We start from the raw sequence: 15,375 nt of genomic DNA, 5'->3' as shown, positions 1-15,375 counted from the left end.
CTGTCCGGTCAGTCGTCTTCCGGGGGCAGCACCGTAATCACGACGCCCGATGGCGGCGTCGTCGTGTCCGCGAACGCGGCCTCCGGGTCCGCCCACTCCGGGCGCCCCGCCGCGGACCGGCGGTGGCTCAGCACTGCCGCCGCCGCTGCGGCCAAGACCGCTGCCGCGAGGACCCATATACCCGCCAGCGCCGTGGTCTCCACCTCCGGCGAGCGGTCGTTGAAGAGGCTGCGCGCTCCGTGCATGCCGATCGTGCACACCACTCCCGCCAGGAACGCCGCTGCCGCCAGCGTCGTCCGGCGCACGGCTGCGGACGGCCGGCCCGTCACCAACTGGCGGATGCCGAGGACCCCCGCCGCCAGGAGGAGCGCGCTCGCCAGCAGGAGCGGGAGCCCGAAGGGGACCGACGGGGAGCTGAGCTCCCCCTGGCCCGGGAACGTGTAGTCGATCCGCCAGGCCCGCAACGTCGTCCGCGCGATCCCGGACGGTTCCAGCCCCACCGCCTGCTCGGTGAGGAAGAACGGCAGGAACGTCCCCAGGACCGTCAACGAGAAGGCGAGGGCCGTGAACACCGGCGCGAACAGGCCGAGGTGGACCGGCCGGGAAGTGGGAGCCACTCCGCCGATCCTTCCGCCGGACCGGCACCATCACAAGCCACCACGAGCCGCCAAGAGCGAACCCGGGAACGCCGAAAGCCCGCCTGGCGGACCAGGCGGGCCTTCGAACGAGGTACAGCTCAGTTGGTGGTGGCGGAGCCACCGGCCGCTTCGAGCTTCTCCTTGGCGGAGCCGGAGAAGCCGTCGGCGGTCACGTCGAGCTTGACGCCGTTGACGTCACCGTTGCCGAGCACCTTGACGAGCTTGCCCTTGCGGACGAGCCCCGCCGCGGCGAGCTCTTCGTTGCCGACCTTGCCACCGTCCGGGAAGACGCGGGCGATGTCGCCCACGTTCACCGGCTGGTACTCGGTGCGGAAGCGGTTCTTGAAGCCACGCAGCTTCGGGAGCCGCATGTGGATGGGCATCTGCCCACCCTCGAACCCGGCGGGCACGTTCTTCCGGGCCTTGGTGCCCTTCGTACCGCGACCGGCCGTCTTGCCCTTCGAACCCTCACCACGGCCCACGCGAACCTTGTCGCGCTTGGCGCCCGCAGCCGGACGCAGGTGGTGGATCTTGATGGCCGTCATGCCTTGACCTCCTCGACCTCCACCAGGTGGCGGACGGTGTGGATCAGGCCGCGCACCTGGGGGGTGTCTTCCCGCACGACGCTCTGGCGGATCTTGTGCAGCCCGAGGGTGCGCAGCGATTCGCGGTGAGCGTGCTTCGTGCCGATCTTGCTCTTGACCTGGGTGACCTTGAGCTCAGCCATGTCAGACCCCCTGGCCCGCGCGCTGGCGCAGCATCCGGGCCGGCGCGACGTCCTCGAGCGGGAGACCGCGGCGGGCCGCGACCTCTTCGGGACGCTGCAGACCCTTGAGGGCCGCCACGGTCGCGTGCACGATGTTGATCGCGTTGTCGGAGCCGAGCGACTTCGACAGCACGTCGTGGACGCCCGCGCACTCCAGCACCGCGCGCACCGGGCCACCGGCGATGACGCCTGTACCGGCGGACGCCGGGCGGAGCAGGACCACACCGGCGGCCTCCTCACCCGTGATCGGGTGCGGGATGGTGCCGCCGACGCGGGGAACGCGGAAGAAGTTCTTCTTCGCTTCCTCGACGCCCTTGGCGATCGCCGCGGGAACTTCCTTGGCCTTGCCGTAGCCGACGCCGACCTGACCGTCACCGTCACCGACGACGACGAGGGCGGTGAAGCTGAAGCGACGACCACCCTTGACGACCTTGGCGACGCGGTTGATCGTCACGACCTTCTCGAGGTGCGGGGTCTTGTCCTGGCCGGCCCCGCCACGGCCGCTGTCGCGCCGGTCCCGGCCGCCACCGCGACGGTCATTGCGGTCGTTGCCGCCCTGCCCGCCGGGTCCGCCCTGTCCGCCGCCGAATTGCCGTGTACGTCCCGGCATCAGGCATTCCTTCCGTTAACAAGCTTCTGCATCGTCAGAACTCCAACCCCGCCTCACGGGCGGCGTCGGCGAGCGCGGCGATGCGGCCGTGGTAGGCGTTGCCCCCACGGTCGAACACCACAGCCGTGATCCCGGCGTTCTTCGCACGCTCGGCGACGAGTTCCCCGACCTTGGCGGCCTTGGCCTTCTTGTCACCGTCGAACGACCGGAGATCCGCCTCGAGCGTGGACGCCGAGGCCAGCGTGTGGCCGGCGAGGTCGTCGATGACCTGCACGGCGATGTGCCGCGAGGACCGCTTGACGACCAGGCGCGGACGCTGGTCCGTGCCCGAGACCTTCTTGCGGAGGCGGAAGTGCCGACGGGCCTTCGCGACGCGGCGGCGGGTCGAGATGTCCTTGCCCACCGGCTTGCGCTTCGTAGTCGTGTCGCTCATGATCACTTACCCGTCTTTCCGACCTTGCGGCGGATCTTCTCACCCTCGTAGCGCAGGCCCTTGCCCTTGTACGGGTCCGGGCGGCGCAGCTTGCGGATGACCGCCGAGATCTGGCCGACCTTCTGCTTGTCGATGCCGGAGACCGAGAACCGGGTGGGGCTCTCCACCTTGAAGGTGATGCCCTCCGGAGCCTCGATCTTCACCGGGTGGCTGTAGCCGAGGGCGAACTCGAGGTCCGAGCCCTTGGCCTGCACGCGGTAACCGACACCGTGGATCTCGAGCTTCTTCTCGTAACCCGCGGTCACACCCACGACCAGGTTGTTCACCAGGGTACGGGTGAGGCCGTGCAGAGCCTTGCTGGTGCGCTCGTCGTCCGGGCGCTTGACCAGCAGGGTGCCGTCGTCGTCGCGCTCGACCGTGATCGGCTCGGCGATGGTGTGCTCCAGGGTCCCCTTGGGGCCCTTGACGCTGATGTGCTGACCGTCGATGGTCACCTCGACCCCGGAGGGGACGGCGACCGGCAGCTTTCCGATGCGTGACATGTCTGTGCCCCCTTCCTTACCAGACGTAGGCGAGGACTTCGCCGCCCACGCTGTTGCGCTTGGCCTGCCGGTCGGTCTGCAGGCCGCCGGACGTCGAGATGATCGCGATGCCCAGCCCGCCGAGAACGGACGGCAGTTCGGTCGATTTTGCGTAGACCCGCAGACCGGGCTTGGAGACGCGCCGCAGGCCGGCGATGCTCCGCTCACGGTTCGGGCCGTACTTGAGTTCGACGACGAGGTTCTTGTGCTTTTCGCCCGGCTCGTCGTGGTAGCCCGCGATGTAGCCCTCGCGCTTGAGGATCTCGGCGATGTTCGCCTTGAGCTTCGAGTGCGGGAGCTTGACCTCGTCGTGGTACGCCGAGTTCGCGTTACGCAGACGCGTCAAGAAGTCTGCGATGGGGTCGGTCATCGTCATGGTGACCTGTCAACCTTTCTCGCCTGGTTCCCCGCTCCCAGAAGGAGCGGGGCCTGTGGCGAAGTGGGAGTTTAGAAAAAAGCTCTTACCAGCTGGACTTGCGGACGCCGGGCAGCTCGCCCGCGTGCGCCATCTCGCGAAGGCAGATCCGGCAGAGCCCGAACTTGCGGAACACGGCGTGCGGGCGGCCACACCGCTGGCAGCGGGTGTAGCCGCGAACCGCGAACTTCGGCTTCTTGGCGGCCTTGTGGACCAGTGCTTTCTTGGCCATCGGCTCAGTTCTCCTTGAACGGGAAGCCGAGCTTGCGCAGCAGCGCCCGGCCCTCGTCGTCGTTCGTGGCGGTCGTGACGACGGTGACGTCCATGCCGCGCGGGCGGTCGATGGAGTCAGGGTCGATCTCGTGGAACATCGACTGCTCGTTGAGACCGAAGGTGTAGTTGCCGTGGCCGTCGAACTGCTTCGGCGAAAGCCCGCGGAAGTCGCGGATACGCGGCAGCGCGATGGTCAGCAGCCGGTCGAGGAACTCCCACATCCGGTCGCCGCGCAGCGTGACGCGCGCACCGATCGGCTGACCCTCGCGCAGCTTGAACTGCGCGATGGACTTGCGGGCCTTCCGGACCTCGGGCTTCTGGCCGGTGATCAGGGCGAGGTCCTTGACCGCGCCCTCGATCAGCTTGCTGTCGCGGGCGGCGTCACCGACGCCCATGTTCACGACGACCTTCACCACGCCCGGGATCTGGTGGACGTTGGCGAAGGAGAACTCCGCCTGAAGCTGGCCCTTGATCTCTTCGCGGTAGCGCACCTTGAGGCGCGGCGCGACCTTCTCTGCGGTGGTCATCAGATGTCCTTACCGTTCCGGCGCGAAACCCGGACCTTCTTGCCGTCCTCGCCGAAGCGGTAACCCACCCGCGACGGCTTGCCGTCCGAGTCGACGACCATCACGTTCGAGACGTGGATGGGTGCCTCCTGCGTGACGATGCCGCCGGACTGCGCACCGCGCTGGGTCTGGGTGATCCGCGTGTGCTTCTTGATCCGGTTCACGCCCTCGACCAGCACGCGGTCGCGCTCCGGGTAAGCCTGGATGACCTTGCCCTTGGCGCCCTTGTCCTTGCCGGCGATGACGACGACCGTGTCGCCCTTCTTCACCTTCATCACAGCACCTCCGGCGCGAGCGAAATGATCTTCATGAACTTTCGGTCGCGCAGCTCGCGGCCCACCGGGCCGAAGATGCGGGTGCCCCGGGGCTCGTTGTCGTTCTTGATGAGCACGGCGGCGTTCTCGTCGAACCGGATGTAGGAACCGTCCGGACGACGACGCTCCTTGACCGTGCGGACGATGACGGCCTTGACGACATCGCCCTTCTTCACCCCGGCAGCCGGGATGGCGTCCTTCACGGTGGCGACGATGATGTCACCGATGCCGGCGTAGCGCCGCCCGGAACCACCGAGAACGCGGATGCAGAGGATTTCCTTCGCACCCGTGTTGTCGGCTACCCGAAGCCGCGACTCCTGCTGGATCACGTCAACTCCTGTATGTCGCGCCGGTTCTCGCCCGCTTGTGAGGTCCACATTGGCGAGCCTTGCGGAACTAAAGACTCCGAAGAGCCCTGCTTACTTGGCCTTCTCCACGATCTGCACCAGGCGCCACCGCTTCGTCGCCGACAGCGGGCGGGTCTCCATCAGGGTGACCCGGTCGCCCACGCCCGCCTCGTTGTTCTCGTCGTGCACCTTCACCTTGGTGGTGGAGCGGACGACCTTCGAGTAACGGGGGTGCTTCTTGCGGTCCTCGAGCTCGACCACGATCGTCTTGTTCATCTTGTCCGAGACGACGTAGCCCTCGCGGACCTTGCGGTCGTTCCGGGCCGGCGTCTCGGTGGTGGGCTCGCTCATGCGGCACCTTCACTCTCGGCGTCGGGGGCAACGGACAGGCCGAGTTCGCGCTCGCGCATGACCGTGTAGATCCGCGCGATGTCCGTGCGGACGGTGCGCAGACGGCGGTTGTTGTCGAGCTGCCCGGTCGCCATCTGGAAGCGGAGGTTGAAGAGCTCCTCCTTGTATTCCTTCAGACGCAGGACGAGCTCTTCCGCGGTGAGCTCACGCAGCTCCGATGCCAGAGCACCAGCGTTCGCCATCAGAACTCACCACCTTCACGGGTCACGATGCGGCACTTCATGGGCAGCTTGTGGATCGCGCGGCGGAGCGCCTCACGGGCGGTCTCCTCGTTCGGGAACGAGATCTCGAACATCACGCGGCCCGGCTTCACGTTGGCGATCCACCACTCGGGCGAACCCTTACCGGAACCCATGCGGGTTTCCGCCGGCTTCTTGGTCAGCGGACGGTCCGGGTAGATGGTCGTCCACACCTTGCCGCCACGCTTGATGTGACGGGTCATGGCGATACGAGCGGACTCGATCTGCCGGTTCGTCACGTAGCTGTGCTCAAGCGCCTGGATGCCGTACTCGCCGAAGCTGACCTTCGTGCCACCCTTGGCGGCGCCGTGGCGCTTCGGGGAGTGCTGCTTCCGGTGCTTGACCCTGCGCGGGATGAGCACGTCTCAGCCCTCCGTCTTTTCTGCGGTCTCGGTGGCCGGGGCCGCCTCGGTCGTGGCGGCCGCGGCGGCGCGACCGGCTTCGGTCGAGGTGGCGGTCGTGCCCGACGCGCCGGAACGACGCGGGCGGGACGGCCGGTCGCTGCGGTCACGGTCGCGACGCGGCGCGCGCTCGGCGGCGTCACGGGCCTCGCGAGCCTTCAGGCCACCGACGAGCTCACCCTTGTAGATCCACACCTTGACGCCGATGCGACCGAACGTCGTCTTGGCCTCGAAGAAGCCGTAGTCGATGTCGGCGCGCAGCGTGTGCAGCGGGACGCGGCCATCGCGGTAGTGCTCGGAGCGGGACATCTCGGCACCGCCGAGACGACCGCCGCACTGCACGCGGATGCCCTTGACCTGCGGCGAGCGCATGGAGGTCTGGATCGCCTTCCGCATCGCGCGGCGGAACGCCACGCGGTTGGAAAGCTGCTCCGCGACCGCCTGGGCGACCAGCTGGGCGTCGGCCTCGGGGTTCTTGACCTCGAGGATGTTCAGCTGGACCTGCTTCTTGGTCAGCTTCTCCAGCGCGCCACGGATCCGGTCGGCCTCCGCGCCGCGGCGGCCGATGACGATGCCCGGCCGGGCGGTGTGGATGTCGACGCGGACGCGGTCACGAGTGCGCTCGATCTCGACCTTGGAGATGCCGGCGCGCTCCATGCCCGTCGCCAGCAGCTTGCGGATCTTGACGTCCTCGGCCACGTACTCGGCGTACTGCTTGTCGGCGTACCAGCGCGACTTCCAGTCCGTGGTGATACCCAGGCGGAAACCGTGCGGGTTGATTTTCTGGCCCACTACCGGCCACCTGCCTTCTTCTTGCTCTGAGCCTTCTGCGCGACGGCGGGACGCGACTCCACCTCGACGGTGATGTGGCTGGTCCGCTTGCGGATCCGGTACGCGCGGCCCTGGGCCCGCGGACGGATCCGCTTGAGGGTGGGGCCCTCGTCGGCGTACGCGTTCTTGACCCAGAGCGTCTCCGGGTCCAGCTGAAGGTTGTTCTCGGCGTTGGCCACGGCGCTGGCGAGCACCTTCGCGACCGGCTCGCTGGCCGCCTGCGGGGCGAACCGGAGCACGGCCAAGGCGTCGGCGGCGCTACGTCCCTTGATGAGCTCGATCACCCGGCGCACCTTGGTCGGCGAGTCCCGGACGAAGCGAGCCCGCGCGTACGCCGTAGGCAGTTCAGCCTCGGTCGTCACGTCGTTCTGGGCGTTCATCGCTACTTCCTGTCTGGTTTCGTGCCCGCTCAGCGGCGGCGCGACTTGCGGTCGTCCTTGATGTGACCCTTGAAGGTCCGCGTCGGGGCGAACTCGCCCAGCTTGTGACCCACCATGGCCTCGGTGACGAACACCGGGACGTGCTTGCGGCCGTCGTGCACGGCGATCGTGTGACCCAGGAAATCCGGGATGATCGTCGAACGACGCGACCAGGTCTTGATCACGGTCTTCTTGCCCGATTCGTTCAGCGCGTCCACCTTCTTGAGCAGGTGGTCGTCCACGAACGGGCCCTTCTTGAGGCTACGTGGCATGTTGTTCTACCTCCCTGCTCAGCGCTTGTTCTTGCCGGTACGGCGACGGCGGACGATCATCGCGTCGGACGCCTTGCGGCGACGCGTGCGACCCTCGGGCTTACCGTTCGGGTTGACGGGGTGACGACCACCGGACGTCTTGCCCTCGCCACCACCGTGCGGGTGGTCGACCGGGTTCATGACGACACCACGGACCGTCGGGCGCTTGCCGCGCCAGCGGTTGCGGCCGGCCTTGCCCCAGTTGATGTTGGCGTGGTCGGAGTTGCCGACCTCGCCGACCGTGGCGCGGTTGCGCACGTCCACGTTGCGGATCTCACCCGAGGGGAGACGCAGCTGGGCGTACGGACCGTCCTTGGCGACGAGCTGCACCTTCGCGCCCGCGGACCGCGCCATCTTCGCGCCGCCGCCGGGGCGGAGCTCGATCGCGTGGATCACGGTGCCGACCGGGATGTTGCGCAGCGGCAGGTTGTTGCCCGGCTTGATGTCGGCCCGGGGGCCGTTCTCGACGGTGTCGCCCTGCTTCAGCTTCTCCGGCGCGATGATGTAGCGCTTCTCGCCGTCGGCGTAGTGCAGCAGCGCGATGCGAGCGGACCGGTTGGGGTCGTACTCGATGTGCGCGACCTTGGCGGGGATGCCGTCCTTGTCGTTGCGACGGAAGTCGATGACTCGGTACGCGCGCTTGTGGCCGCCACCCTTGTGCCGGGTGGTGATCTTGCCGGACGAGTTGCGACCGCCCGAACCGCTCAGCGGACGAAGCAGCGACTTCTCCGGGGTGGAGCGGGTGATCTCGGCGAAGTCCGAGACGCTCGAACCGCGACGACCGGGGGTCGTCGGCTTGTACTTGCGGATGCCCATTGTCAGCTCAGTCCTTTACGCGGTGGGTCCGCCGAAGATCTCAATCGCCTTGCTCTCGGGCGAAAGAGTCACGATGGCGCGCTTGGTGTCCTTGCGCTTGCCGAAGCCGGCGCGAGTCCGCTTCCGCTTGCCCTGGCGGTTGGCCGTGTTGACGCTGACCACCTTGACGCCGAACACCTTCTCGACCGCGATCTTGATCTGGGTCTTGTTGGCGTCCGGGCGGACGATGAACGTGTACTTGTGGTCCTCGAGCAGCCCGTAGGACTTCTCGGAGATGACCGGCGCGAGCAGGATGTCGCGGGGGTCCGGAATGGCGACCGAACTCACTTCTCGTCACTCCCTTCCGTGACCTCGCCCGACCGCGCGGAAGCCTTGACGGTCTTACCGCGGACGGGGCCGGCGACGAACGCGTCGTACGCGGCCTTGGTGAACACGACGTCGTCGTTGACCAGCACGTCGTAGGTGTTGAGCTGGTCGGCCCAGAGGATGTGCACCTCGGGCAGGTTCCGCAGGGAAACCCAGCTCAGCTCGTCGTCCCGGTGCAGCACCACGAGCACGCGCTTCGCGGCCGTGACGGCGGCGAGGGCGACCTTGGCGGCCTTGGTCGACGGCTTCTCACCGGTCACCAGCTCGGTGACGACGTGCAGCTGGCCGGCGCGGGCCCGGTCGGAGAGGGCGCCACGCAGGGCGGCGGCCTTCATCTTCTTCGGGGTCCGCTGCGAGTAGTCACGCGGCGTGGGGCCGTGGACGACGCCACCGCCGACGAACTGCGGCGCGCGGGTCGAACCCTGGCGGGCACGGCCGGTGCCCTTCTGCCGGTACGGCTTCTTGCCGCCACCGGAGACCTCACCACGGGTCTTCGTGTCGTGCGTGCCCTGGCGCGCGGCGGCCTGCTGGGCCACCACCACCTGGTGCATCAGCGCGACATTGGCCTGCACGTCGAAGATCTCCTCGGGGAGGTCCACGGTGCCGTCGGCTTTACCGGCCGGGGTCTTCAGCTCGACGCTTGTCATTCGGAGTTACCACCCTTCGCGGCGCTGCGCACGAACAGCAGGCCGCCCTTGGGACCGGGCACAGCGCCCTTGATCAGCAGCAGGCCGTCCTCGGCACGCACGGCGTGCACGGTCAGGTTCTGCGTGGTGACCCGGTCGTTGCCCATCCGGCCCGCCATGCGCAGGCCCTTGAAGACGCGGCCGGGGGTGGCGCAGCCACCGATCGAACCCGGCTTGCGGTGCACGGCCTGGGCACCGTGGCTCGCGCCCTGGCCCTTGAAACCGTGGCGCTTCATGACGCCCGCGTAGCCCTTGCCCTTGCTGGTACCGGTCACGTCGACCTCGACGCCGGCGGCGAACACCTCGGCGGTGATCTCCTGGCCGACCTCGTAGGTCTCGGCGTCGGTGGTGCGCAGCTCGGCGAGGTACCGGCGCGGCGTCACGCCCGCCTTGTCGTAGTGGCCGGTGCGCGGCTTGTTCACCTTGCGCGGGTCGACCGCGCCGAACGCCAGCTGCACGGCCTTGTAGCCGTCCTTCTCCTGGGTCCGAACCTGGGTGACCACGTTCGGACCGGCCTTCACGACGGTGACCGGGACAACCCGGTTCTGCTCGTCGAAGACCTGGGTCATGCCGAGCTTGGTGCCCAGGATGCCCTTCATCTGCCTGTCAGACATGAGTCTCTTATCTCCGCCGCTCGCCCAACGCTTACTGGATGTTGACGTCGACGCTCGCCGGCAGGTCGATGCGCATGAGCGCGTCGACCGTCTTCGGCGTCGGGTCGAGGATGTCGATCAGACGCTTGTGCGTGCGCATCTCGAAGTGCTCGCGCGAGTCCTTGTACTTGTGCGGCGAGCGGATGACGCAGTAAACGTTCTTCTCGGTGGGCAGCGGCACCGGCCCGACGACCCGGGCGCCGGTGCGCGTGACCGTCTCCACGATCTTGCGCGCCGAGGTGTCGATCGCCTCGTGGTCGTAGGCCTTGAGCCGGATGCGGATCTTCTGTCCCGCCATGGTGGCTGCTCGTTCCTTGTCGTCTCGTGCCGCTATCTCACAAACCCCGCCCCGGTGTCCCCACCTTGGCCTGGGTTTCCGCAGTTCAACGGCCCTGTCCCCGGTCCACGCGGTCGGGCGTGTCGCGCCCGACGCACAGACGGATCCCGCGGGATCGTCGTCTTGCCTGGTCTTCCTCAACGTGAGGAGGCTATGAGCCGGCTGACCGTCTCACTGCCCTTGCCCGCTCGCCTGCAACCCGAAGGAAGAGCTCGGCGGACCGTGGCCACTCGCACCGAGGCGGCCGGACCCTTTCGTCGAAAACCCGAAGGGCTCGGCCGCCCCAGGACGAGCAACCTGAATAGTGTCGCACACGTGATTTGACGCCCCTGACCCGGGGGTGTATTGCCCCCCGGGGGGCGCCTAAATCACTTGATGATCTTGGTGACCTGACCCGCACCGACGGTGCGGCCACCCTCGCGGATGGCGAACCGCAGGTTCACGTCCATCGCGACCGGCTGGATCAGCGCGACCGAGATGTCGGTGTTGTCGCCCGGCATGACCATCTCGGTGCCCTCGGGGAGGGTCACGACGCCGGTCACGTCGGTGGTGCGGAAGTAGAACTGCGGGCGGTAGTTGTTGAAGAACGGGGTGTGACGGCCACCCTCGTCCTTCGACAGGATGTAGACCCGGCCCTCGAAGTCGGTGTGCGGGGTGGTGGTACCCGGCTTCACGACGACCTGGCCGCGCTCGACGTCCTCGCGCTTGATGCCGCGGACGAGGAGGCCGACGTTGTCGCCCGCCTGGCCCTGGTCGAGCAGCTTGCGGAACATCTCGACACCGGTGACAGTCGTCTTGGTCGACTTCTCCTTGATGCCGACGATCTCGACCTCTTCGTTCACGTTGACCACGCCACGCTCGACGCGGCCGGTGACGACGGTGCCGCGACCGGTGATCGTGAAGACGTCCTCGATCGGCATGAGGAACGGCTTGTCGAGCTCGCGCACCGGGTCCGGCACGTTGTCGTCGACGGCGGTCATCAGCTCGAGAACGGCCTCGGCCCACTTCTCGTCGCCCTCGAGGGCCTTGAGGCCCGAGACGCGCACGACGGGGGCGTCGTCGCCCGGGAACTCCTGCGAGGACAGCAGCTCGCGGACCTCGAGCTCGACGAGCTCCAGGATCTCCTCGTCGTCGACCATGTCGGCCTTGTTCAGCGCGACCACGATGTAGGGCACGCCGACCTGGCGGGCGAGCAGCACGTGCTCACGGGTCTGCGGCATCGGGCCGTCGGTCGCGGCGACCACCAGGATCGCGCCGTCCATCTGGGCGGCACCGGTGATCATGTTCTTGATGTAGTCCGCGTGACCGGGGGCGTCGACGTGCGCGTAGTGACGCTTTTCGGTCTGGTACTCGACGTGCGAGATGTTGATCGTGATGCCGCGCTGCTTCTCTTCCGGCGCGTTGTCGATCTGGTCGAACGCCCGGGACTCGTTGAGCTCCGGGTACTTGTCGTGCAGAACCTTGGTGATCGCCGCGGTCAGCGTGGTCTTGCCGTGGTCGACGTGACCGATGGTCCCGATGTTGACGTGCGGCTTGCTCCGCTCGAACTTCGCCTTCGCCACTGGAATGTCCTCCTGGACTGATTTCGCTTTGTGCTCGGAGGGCAGCGTGGCTGCTGCCCTCCGAATGTTCCTTCGTCGGTGCTGCGGACGTTCAGGAGAGTCCCTTAATGCCCGCGCGCGGTGGGGGAGTTACTCCCCCGTCGCCTTCGCGATGATTTCCTTCGCGACGTTCGCGGGAACCTCGGCGTAGGAGTCGAACAACATGGAGTAGTTCGCCCGGCCCTGGGTACGGGACCGGAGGTCACCGACGTAGCCGAACATCTCCGACAGCGGGACCAGCGCCTTCACGACGCGGATGCCCGCCCGCTCCTCCATGGCCTGGATCTGACCACGGCGGGAGTTGAGGTCACCGATGACGTCACCCATGTAGTCCTCGGGCGTGGTCACCTCGACCGCCATCATCGGCTCCAGGATCACCGGGCCGGCCTTCTTCGCGGCTTCCTTCATCGCCATGGAACCGGCGATCTTGAACGCCATCTCCGAAGAGTCGACCTCGTGGTACGCACCGTCCAACAGGGTGAACTTCAACCCGACGAGCGGGTAGCCGGCCAGGACGCCGTACTGCATCGCGTCCTGCGCGCCCGCGTCCACCGACGGGATGTACTCCCGCGGCACGCGACCACCGGTCACCTTGTTGTCGAACTCGTAGAGCGCGCCGTCGGTGCGCTCGAGCGGCTCCAGCTTCACGATGACCTTCGCGAACTGGCCGGAACCACCGGTCTGCTTCTTGTGGACGTAGTCGAGCTTGTCGACCGTCCGCTTGATCGTCTCGCGGTAGGCGACCTGCGGCTTGCCGATGTTCGCCTCGACCTTGTAGTCGGACTTCATCCGGTTCACCAGCACCTCGAGGTGCAGCTCGCCCATACCCGCGATGATCGTCTGGCCGGTGTCCTCGTCCAGCTTGACCTGGAACGTCGGGTCCTCTTCGGCCAGCTTCTGGATCGCCAGGGACAGCTTCTCCTGGTCGGCCTTCGTCTTCGGCTCGATCGCGACCCGGATGACCGGCTCGGGGAACGTCATCGACTCCAGCACGATCGGGTTCTGCGGGTCCGCCAGGGTGTCACCCGTGGTGGTGTCCTTCAGCCCGATGACCGCGTAGATGTGGCCGACCTGGGCGTCGTCCACCGGGTTCTCCTTGTTGGAGTGCATCTGGAAGATCTTCCCGATGCGCTCCTTGCGCTCCTTGGTCGCGTTGATGACCTGCGCGCCGGCGGCGACCTTGCCCGAGTAGACCCGGATGTAGGTCAGCTTGCCGAAGAACGGGTGCGCGGCGATCTTGAACGCGAGCGCGGCGAACGGCTCGTCGACCGACGCCTTGCGGGACGCCACGGTCTCGCCGTCGGGCAGCAGGCCCTCGACGGCCGGGACGTCCAGCGGGGTCGGCAGGTAGTCGATGACCGCGTCGAGCATGGGCTGCACGCCCTTGTTCTTGAACGCGGAACCGGCCAGCACCGGGAAGACCTGGCTGGTGATGGTGAGCTTGCGGATGCCGGCCTTGATCTCGGCCTCCGTCAGCTCCTCACCCTCCAGGAACTTCTCCATCAGCGCGTCGTCCGCCTCGGCGACGGTCTCGACGAGCTTCTCGCGGTACTCCGCGGCCTTCTCGGCCAGATCGGCCGGGATGTCCTCGACGGAGTAGTCCTCGCCCTTCTGGACCTCGCCGCGCCAGGTCAGCGCCTTCATGCGGACCAGGTCGACGACGCCTTCGAAGTCGTTCTCGGCGCCGATCGGCAGCTGGATGACCAGCGGGCGGACGCCGAGGCGGTCCACGATGGTCTGCACGGTGTAGTAGAAGTCCGCGCCCAGCTTGTCCATCTTGTTGACGAAGCAGATGCGCGGGACGTCGTACTTGTCCGCCTGCCGCCAGACCTGCTCGGACTGCGGCTCGACGCCTTCCTTGCCGTCGAAGACGGCGACCGCACCGTCGAGCACCCGGAGGTTGCGCTCCACCTCGACGGTGAAGTCGACGTGGCCCGGGGTGTCGATGATGTTGATCTGGTGGTCGTCCCAGAAGGTGGTGGTCGCAGCCGAGGTGATGGTGATACCCCGCTTCTGCTCCTCCTCCATCCAGTCCATGGTGGCGGCGCCGTCGTGGACTTCACCGATCTTGTAGTTGACCCCGGTGTAGAACAGGATCCGCTCGGTGGTGGTCGTCTTGCCGGCGTCGATGTGGGCCATGATGCCGATGTTGCGGACCTTGTTCAGGTCGGTCAGCACTTCACGTGCCACGAGAGTGTTCCCCTGTTCTCAAGCTTGGGGCCCGGCATGGCTTGGTCGACAGCCGGGCGGTCATCACCAGCGGTAGTGCGCGAAGGCCCGGTTGGACTCGGCCATCTTGTGCGTGTCCTCGCGACGCTTCACGGAGGCACCGAGGCCGTTGGAAGCGTCCAGGAGCTCGTTCTGCAGGCGCTCGATCATCGTCTTCTCGCGGCGAGCCTGCGAGAAGGAGACCAGCCAGCGCAGGGCCAGCGTGGTGGAGCGGCCCGGCTTGACCTCGATCGGCACCTGGTAGGTGGCACCACCGACGCGGCGGCTCTTCACCTCGATGGTGGGCTTCACGTTGTCGAGGGCGCGCTTCAGCGTGACGACCGGGTCGGTGCCCGTCTTCTCGCGAGCGCCTTCGAGCGCGCCGTACACGATGCGCTCGGCCAGGGACCGCTTCCCGTCCTTCAGCACCTTGTTCACCAGCTGGGTGACCAGCGGGGAGGCGTAGACGGGGTCGGAGATCAGCGGCCGCTTCGGGGCCGGACCCTTGCGGGGCATTAGCTCTTCTCCTTCTTCGCGCCGTACCGGCTGCGCGCCTGCTTGCGGTTCTTGACACCCTGCGTGTCGAGCGAACCGCGGATGATCTTGTAACGGACACCCGGAAGGTCCTTCACACGACCACCACGCACGAGCACCATCGAGTGCTCCTGCAGGTTGTGGCCCTCACCGGGGATGTAGGCGGTGACCTCGATGCCGCTGGTCAGCTTCACACGCGCGACCTTGCGAAGCGCCGAGTTCGGCTTCTTGGGGGTCGTGGTGTACACGCGAGTGCACACGCCACGCCGCTGCGGGCTCCCCTTGAGGGCCGCGGTCTTCTGCTTGGCAGCCTTGTCCTGGCGGCCCTTGCGGACCAGCTGCTGGATCGTGGGCAATGGACCAGCTTCCTGTCGTGATCTGCTTCTTCGTGTCTTCACCGGCCCCCGCGGTCGGGCGTGTCGGCCCGCGTCACGGTCTCTCGACCGGTAACTTCCCGGAGGGATTTTCCGTCGGAACCCCGACCTGCCGAAGCCGGTGACCGGGTGCCTCAGCACCCCGCCCATGCCGCACGGCACGCGGAGCGGCCCGACGCATGCCGGGCACGGTCTCCAAAGATACCCGCCCGGGTCGGGGCGGAACGCGGCGGGGGGTCCGAAGG

At 67.4% G+C, this 15,375-nt stretch carries 26 protein-coding genes; all 26 read right to left on the bottom strand.

The genetic code is table 11. From position 1 onward, the window contains the following. Positions 1 to 8: 8 nt before the first annotated feature. Complete coding sequence (locus AB0M83_RS08690) at positions 9 to 617, bottom strand: hypothetical protein (protein WP_364514483.1); 609 nt, start codon at positions 615 to 617, stop codon at positions 9 to 11. A gap of 119 nt (positions 618 to 736) precedes the next feature. Continuing rightward, entirely contained in the window at positions 737 to 1,183 is a 447-nt protein-coding gene (rplO, locus tag AB0M83_RS08685; RefSeq protein ID WP_364514480.1) for a 50S ribosomal protein L15, read from the bottom strand. After that, complete coding sequence (gene rpmD / locus AB0M83_RS08680) at positions 1,180 to 1,365, bottom strand: 50S ribosomal protein L30 (RefSeq protein ID WP_364514477.1); 186 nt, start codon at positions 1,363 to 1,365, stop codon at positions 1,180 to 1,182. Before rpmD ends, rplO begins: the two co-directional genes overlap by 4 nt. A gap of 1 nt (position 1,366) precedes the next feature. Continuing rightward, positions 1,367 to 2,014, bottom strand: a complete 648-nt coding sequence (gene rpsE / locus AB0M83_RS08675; RefSeq protein WP_103342416.1) for a 30S ribosomal protein S5 — start codon at positions 2,012 to 2,014, stop codon at positions 1,367 to 1,369. A 34-nt stretch (positions 2,015 to 2,048) separates the two neighbouring features. Next, positions 2,049 to 2,447 carry a 50S ribosomal protein L18 gene (gene rplR, locus AB0M83_RS08670; protein WP_364514474.1) on the bottom strand — a complete coding sequence of 133 codons (399 nt, stop codon included), beginning with the start codon at positions 2,445 to 2,447 and terminating at the stop codon, positions 2,049 to 2,051. Positions 2,448 to 2,449: 2 nt separating this feature from the next. Beyond that, entirely contained in the window at positions 2,450 to 2,989 is a 540-nt protein-coding gene (gene rplF, locus AB0M83_RS08665; protein WP_364514472.1) for a 50S ribosomal protein L6, read from the bottom strand. A 16-nt stretch (positions 2,990 to 3,005) separates the two neighbouring features. Then, a complete protein-coding gene (gene rpsH / locus AB0M83_RS08660; protein ID WP_004558871.1) occupies positions 3,006 to 3,404 on the bottom strand; it encodes a 30S ribosomal protein S8 in 399 nt (132 codons plus the stop codon). A gap of 85 nt (positions 3,405 to 3,489) precedes the next feature. Then, a complete protein-coding gene (locus tag AB0M83_RS08655) occupies positions 3,490 to 3,675 on the bottom strand; it encodes a type Z 30S ribosomal protein S14 (RefSeq protein ID WP_284745392.1) in 186 nt (61 codons plus the stop codon). Between the two features lie 4 nt (positions 3,676 to 3,679). After that, positions 3,680 to 4,243: a 50S ribosomal protein L5 gene (gene rplE / locus AB0M83_RS08650; RefSeq protein ID WP_247015084.1), complete on the bottom strand. Its 564-nt coding sequence runs from the start codon at positions 4,241 to 4,243 to the stop codon at positions 3,680 to 3,682. Then, on the bottom strand, positions 4,243 to 4,557 hold the full coding sequence (gene rplX, locus AB0M83_RS08645; protein ID WP_364514468.1) for a 50S ribosomal protein L24: 315 nt from the start codon (positions 4,555 to 4,557) through the stop codon (positions 4,243 to 4,245). Before rplX ends, rplE begins: the two co-directional genes overlap by 1 nt. Continuing rightward, positions 4,557 to 4,925 carry a 50S ribosomal protein L14 gene (gene rplN, locus AB0M83_RS08640; RefSeq protein ID WP_004558867.1) on the bottom strand — a complete coding sequence of 123 codons (369 nt, stop codon included), beginning with the start codon at positions 4,923 to 4,925 and terminating at the stop codon, positions 4,557 to 4,559. The genes rplX and rplN overlap by 1 nt, the downstream gene beginning before the upstream one ends. A 90-nt stretch (positions 4,926 to 5,015) precedes the next feature. Beyond that, complete coding sequence (gene rpsQ / locus AB0M83_RS08635) at positions 5,016 to 5,294, bottom strand: 30S ribosomal protein S17 (protein ID WP_013222609.1); 279 nt, start codon at positions 5,292 to 5,294, stop codon at positions 5,016 to 5,018. Continuing rightward, positions 5,291 to 5,536, bottom strand: a complete 246-nt coding sequence (rpmC, locus tag AB0M83_RS08630) for a 50S ribosomal protein L29 (protein ID WP_086675500.1) — start codon at positions 5,534 to 5,536, stop codon at positions 5,291 to 5,293. The genes rpsQ and rpmC overlap by 4 nt, the downstream gene beginning before the upstream one ends. Next, positions 5,536 to 5,955: a 50S ribosomal protein L16 gene (rplP, locus tag AB0M83_RS08625; RefSeq protein WP_004558864.1), complete on the bottom strand. Its 420-nt coding sequence runs from the start codon at positions 5,953 to 5,955 to the stop codon at positions 5,536 to 5,538. The genes rpmC and rplP overlap by 1 nt, the downstream gene beginning before the upstream one ends. A gap of 3 nt (positions 5,956 to 5,958) precedes the next feature. Continuing rightward, on the bottom strand, positions 5,959 to 6,786 hold the full coding sequence (gene rpsC / locus AB0M83_RS08620) for a 30S ribosomal protein S3 (protein ID WP_086842942.1): 828 nt from the start codon (positions 6,784 to 6,786) through the stop codon (positions 5,959 to 5,961). Further along, positions 6,786 to 7,205: a 50S ribosomal protein L22 gene (gene rplV / locus AB0M83_RS08615; RefSeq protein WP_086675501.1), complete on the bottom strand. Its 420-nt coding sequence runs from the start codon at positions 7,203 to 7,205 to the stop codon at positions 6,786 to 6,788. Before rplV ends, rpsC begins: the two co-directional genes overlap by 1 nt. A 29-nt stretch (positions 7,206 to 7,234) precedes the next feature. Continuing rightward, positions 7,235 to 7,516 (bottom strand): 30S ribosomal protein S19, encoded by a 282-nt coding sequence (rpsS, locus tag AB0M83_RS08610; RefSeq protein ID WP_003102083.1) that lies wholly within the window; start codon positions 7,514 to 7,516, stop codon positions 7,235 to 7,237. Positions 7,517 to 7,534: 18 nt separating this feature from the next. Beyond that, positions 7,535 to 8,371, bottom strand: coding sequence for a 50S ribosomal protein L2 (gene rplB, locus AB0M83_RS08605; RefSeq protein ID WP_364514463.1), 837 nt, complete (start codon positions 8,369 to 8,371; stop codon positions 7,535 to 7,537). Between the two features lie 15 nt (positions 8,372 to 8,386). Next, positions 8,387 to 8,698 carry a 50S ribosomal protein L23 gene (gene rplW / locus AB0M83_RS08600; RefSeq protein WP_003102087.1) on the bottom strand — a complete coding sequence of 104 codons (312 nt, stop codon included), beginning with the start codon at positions 8,696 to 8,698 and terminating at the stop codon, positions 8,387 to 8,389. After that, on the bottom strand, positions 8,695 to 9,384 hold the full coding sequence (gene rplD / locus AB0M83_RS08595; protein WP_364514460.1) for a 50S ribosomal protein L4: 690 nt from the start codon (positions 9,382 to 9,384) through the stop codon (positions 8,695 to 8,697). Before rplD ends, rplW begins: the two co-directional genes overlap by 4 nt. Continuing rightward, positions 9,381 to 10,037 carry a 50S ribosomal protein L3 gene (rplC, locus tag AB0M83_RS08590; protein WP_125306110.1) on the bottom strand — a complete coding sequence of 219 codons (657 nt, stop codon included), beginning with the start codon at positions 10,035 to 10,037 and terminating at the stop codon, positions 9,381 to 9,383. Before rplC ends, rplD begins: the two co-directional genes overlap by 4 nt. 31 nt (positions 10,038 to 10,068) lie before the next feature. Then, a complete protein-coding gene (gene rpsJ / locus AB0M83_RS08585) occupies positions 10,069 to 10,374 on the bottom strand; it encodes a 30S ribosomal protein S10 (protein ID WP_003102098.1) in 306 nt (101 codons plus the stop codon). A gap of 407 nt (positions 10,375 to 10,781) precedes the next feature. Then, complete coding sequence (gene tuf / locus AB0M83_RS08580) at positions 10,782 to 11,975, bottom strand: elongation factor Tu (RefSeq protein WP_155548869.1); 1,194 nt, start codon at positions 11,973 to 11,975, stop codon at positions 10,782 to 10,784. A gap of 129 nt (positions 11,976 to 12,104) precedes the next feature. Continuing rightward, positions 12,105 to 14,204 carry an elongation factor G gene (gene fusA / locus AB0M83_RS08575; RefSeq protein WP_364514456.1) on the bottom strand — a complete coding sequence of 700 codons (2,100 nt, stop codon included), beginning with the start codon at positions 14,202 to 14,204 and terminating at the stop codon, positions 12,105 to 12,107. Positions 14,205 to 14,267: 63 nt separating this feature from the next. After that, positions 14,268 to 14,738, bottom strand: coding sequence for a 30S ribosomal protein S7 (gene rpsG / locus AB0M83_RS08570; protein ID WP_003102106.1), 471 nt, complete (start codon positions 14,736 to 14,738; stop codon positions 14,268 to 14,270). Continuing rightward, positions 14,738 to 15,112: a 30S ribosomal protein S12 gene (rpsL, locus tag AB0M83_RS08565; RefSeq protein ID WP_003102113.1), complete on the bottom strand. Its 375-nt coding sequence runs from the start codon at positions 15,110 to 15,112 to the stop codon at positions 14,738 to 14,740. Before rpsL ends, rpsG begins: the two co-directional genes overlap by 1 nt. Positions 15,113 to 15,375 lie beyond the last annotated feature (263 nt).

Source organism: Amycolatopsis sp. NPDC051106, from assembly GCF_040682775.1.
In the GTDB taxonomy this organism is placed as follows: Bacteria; Actinomycetota; Actinomycetes; order Mycobacteriales; family Pseudonocardiaceae; genus Amycolatopsis.
This window is presented reverse-complemented; position numbering and strand designations above follow the sequence as displayed.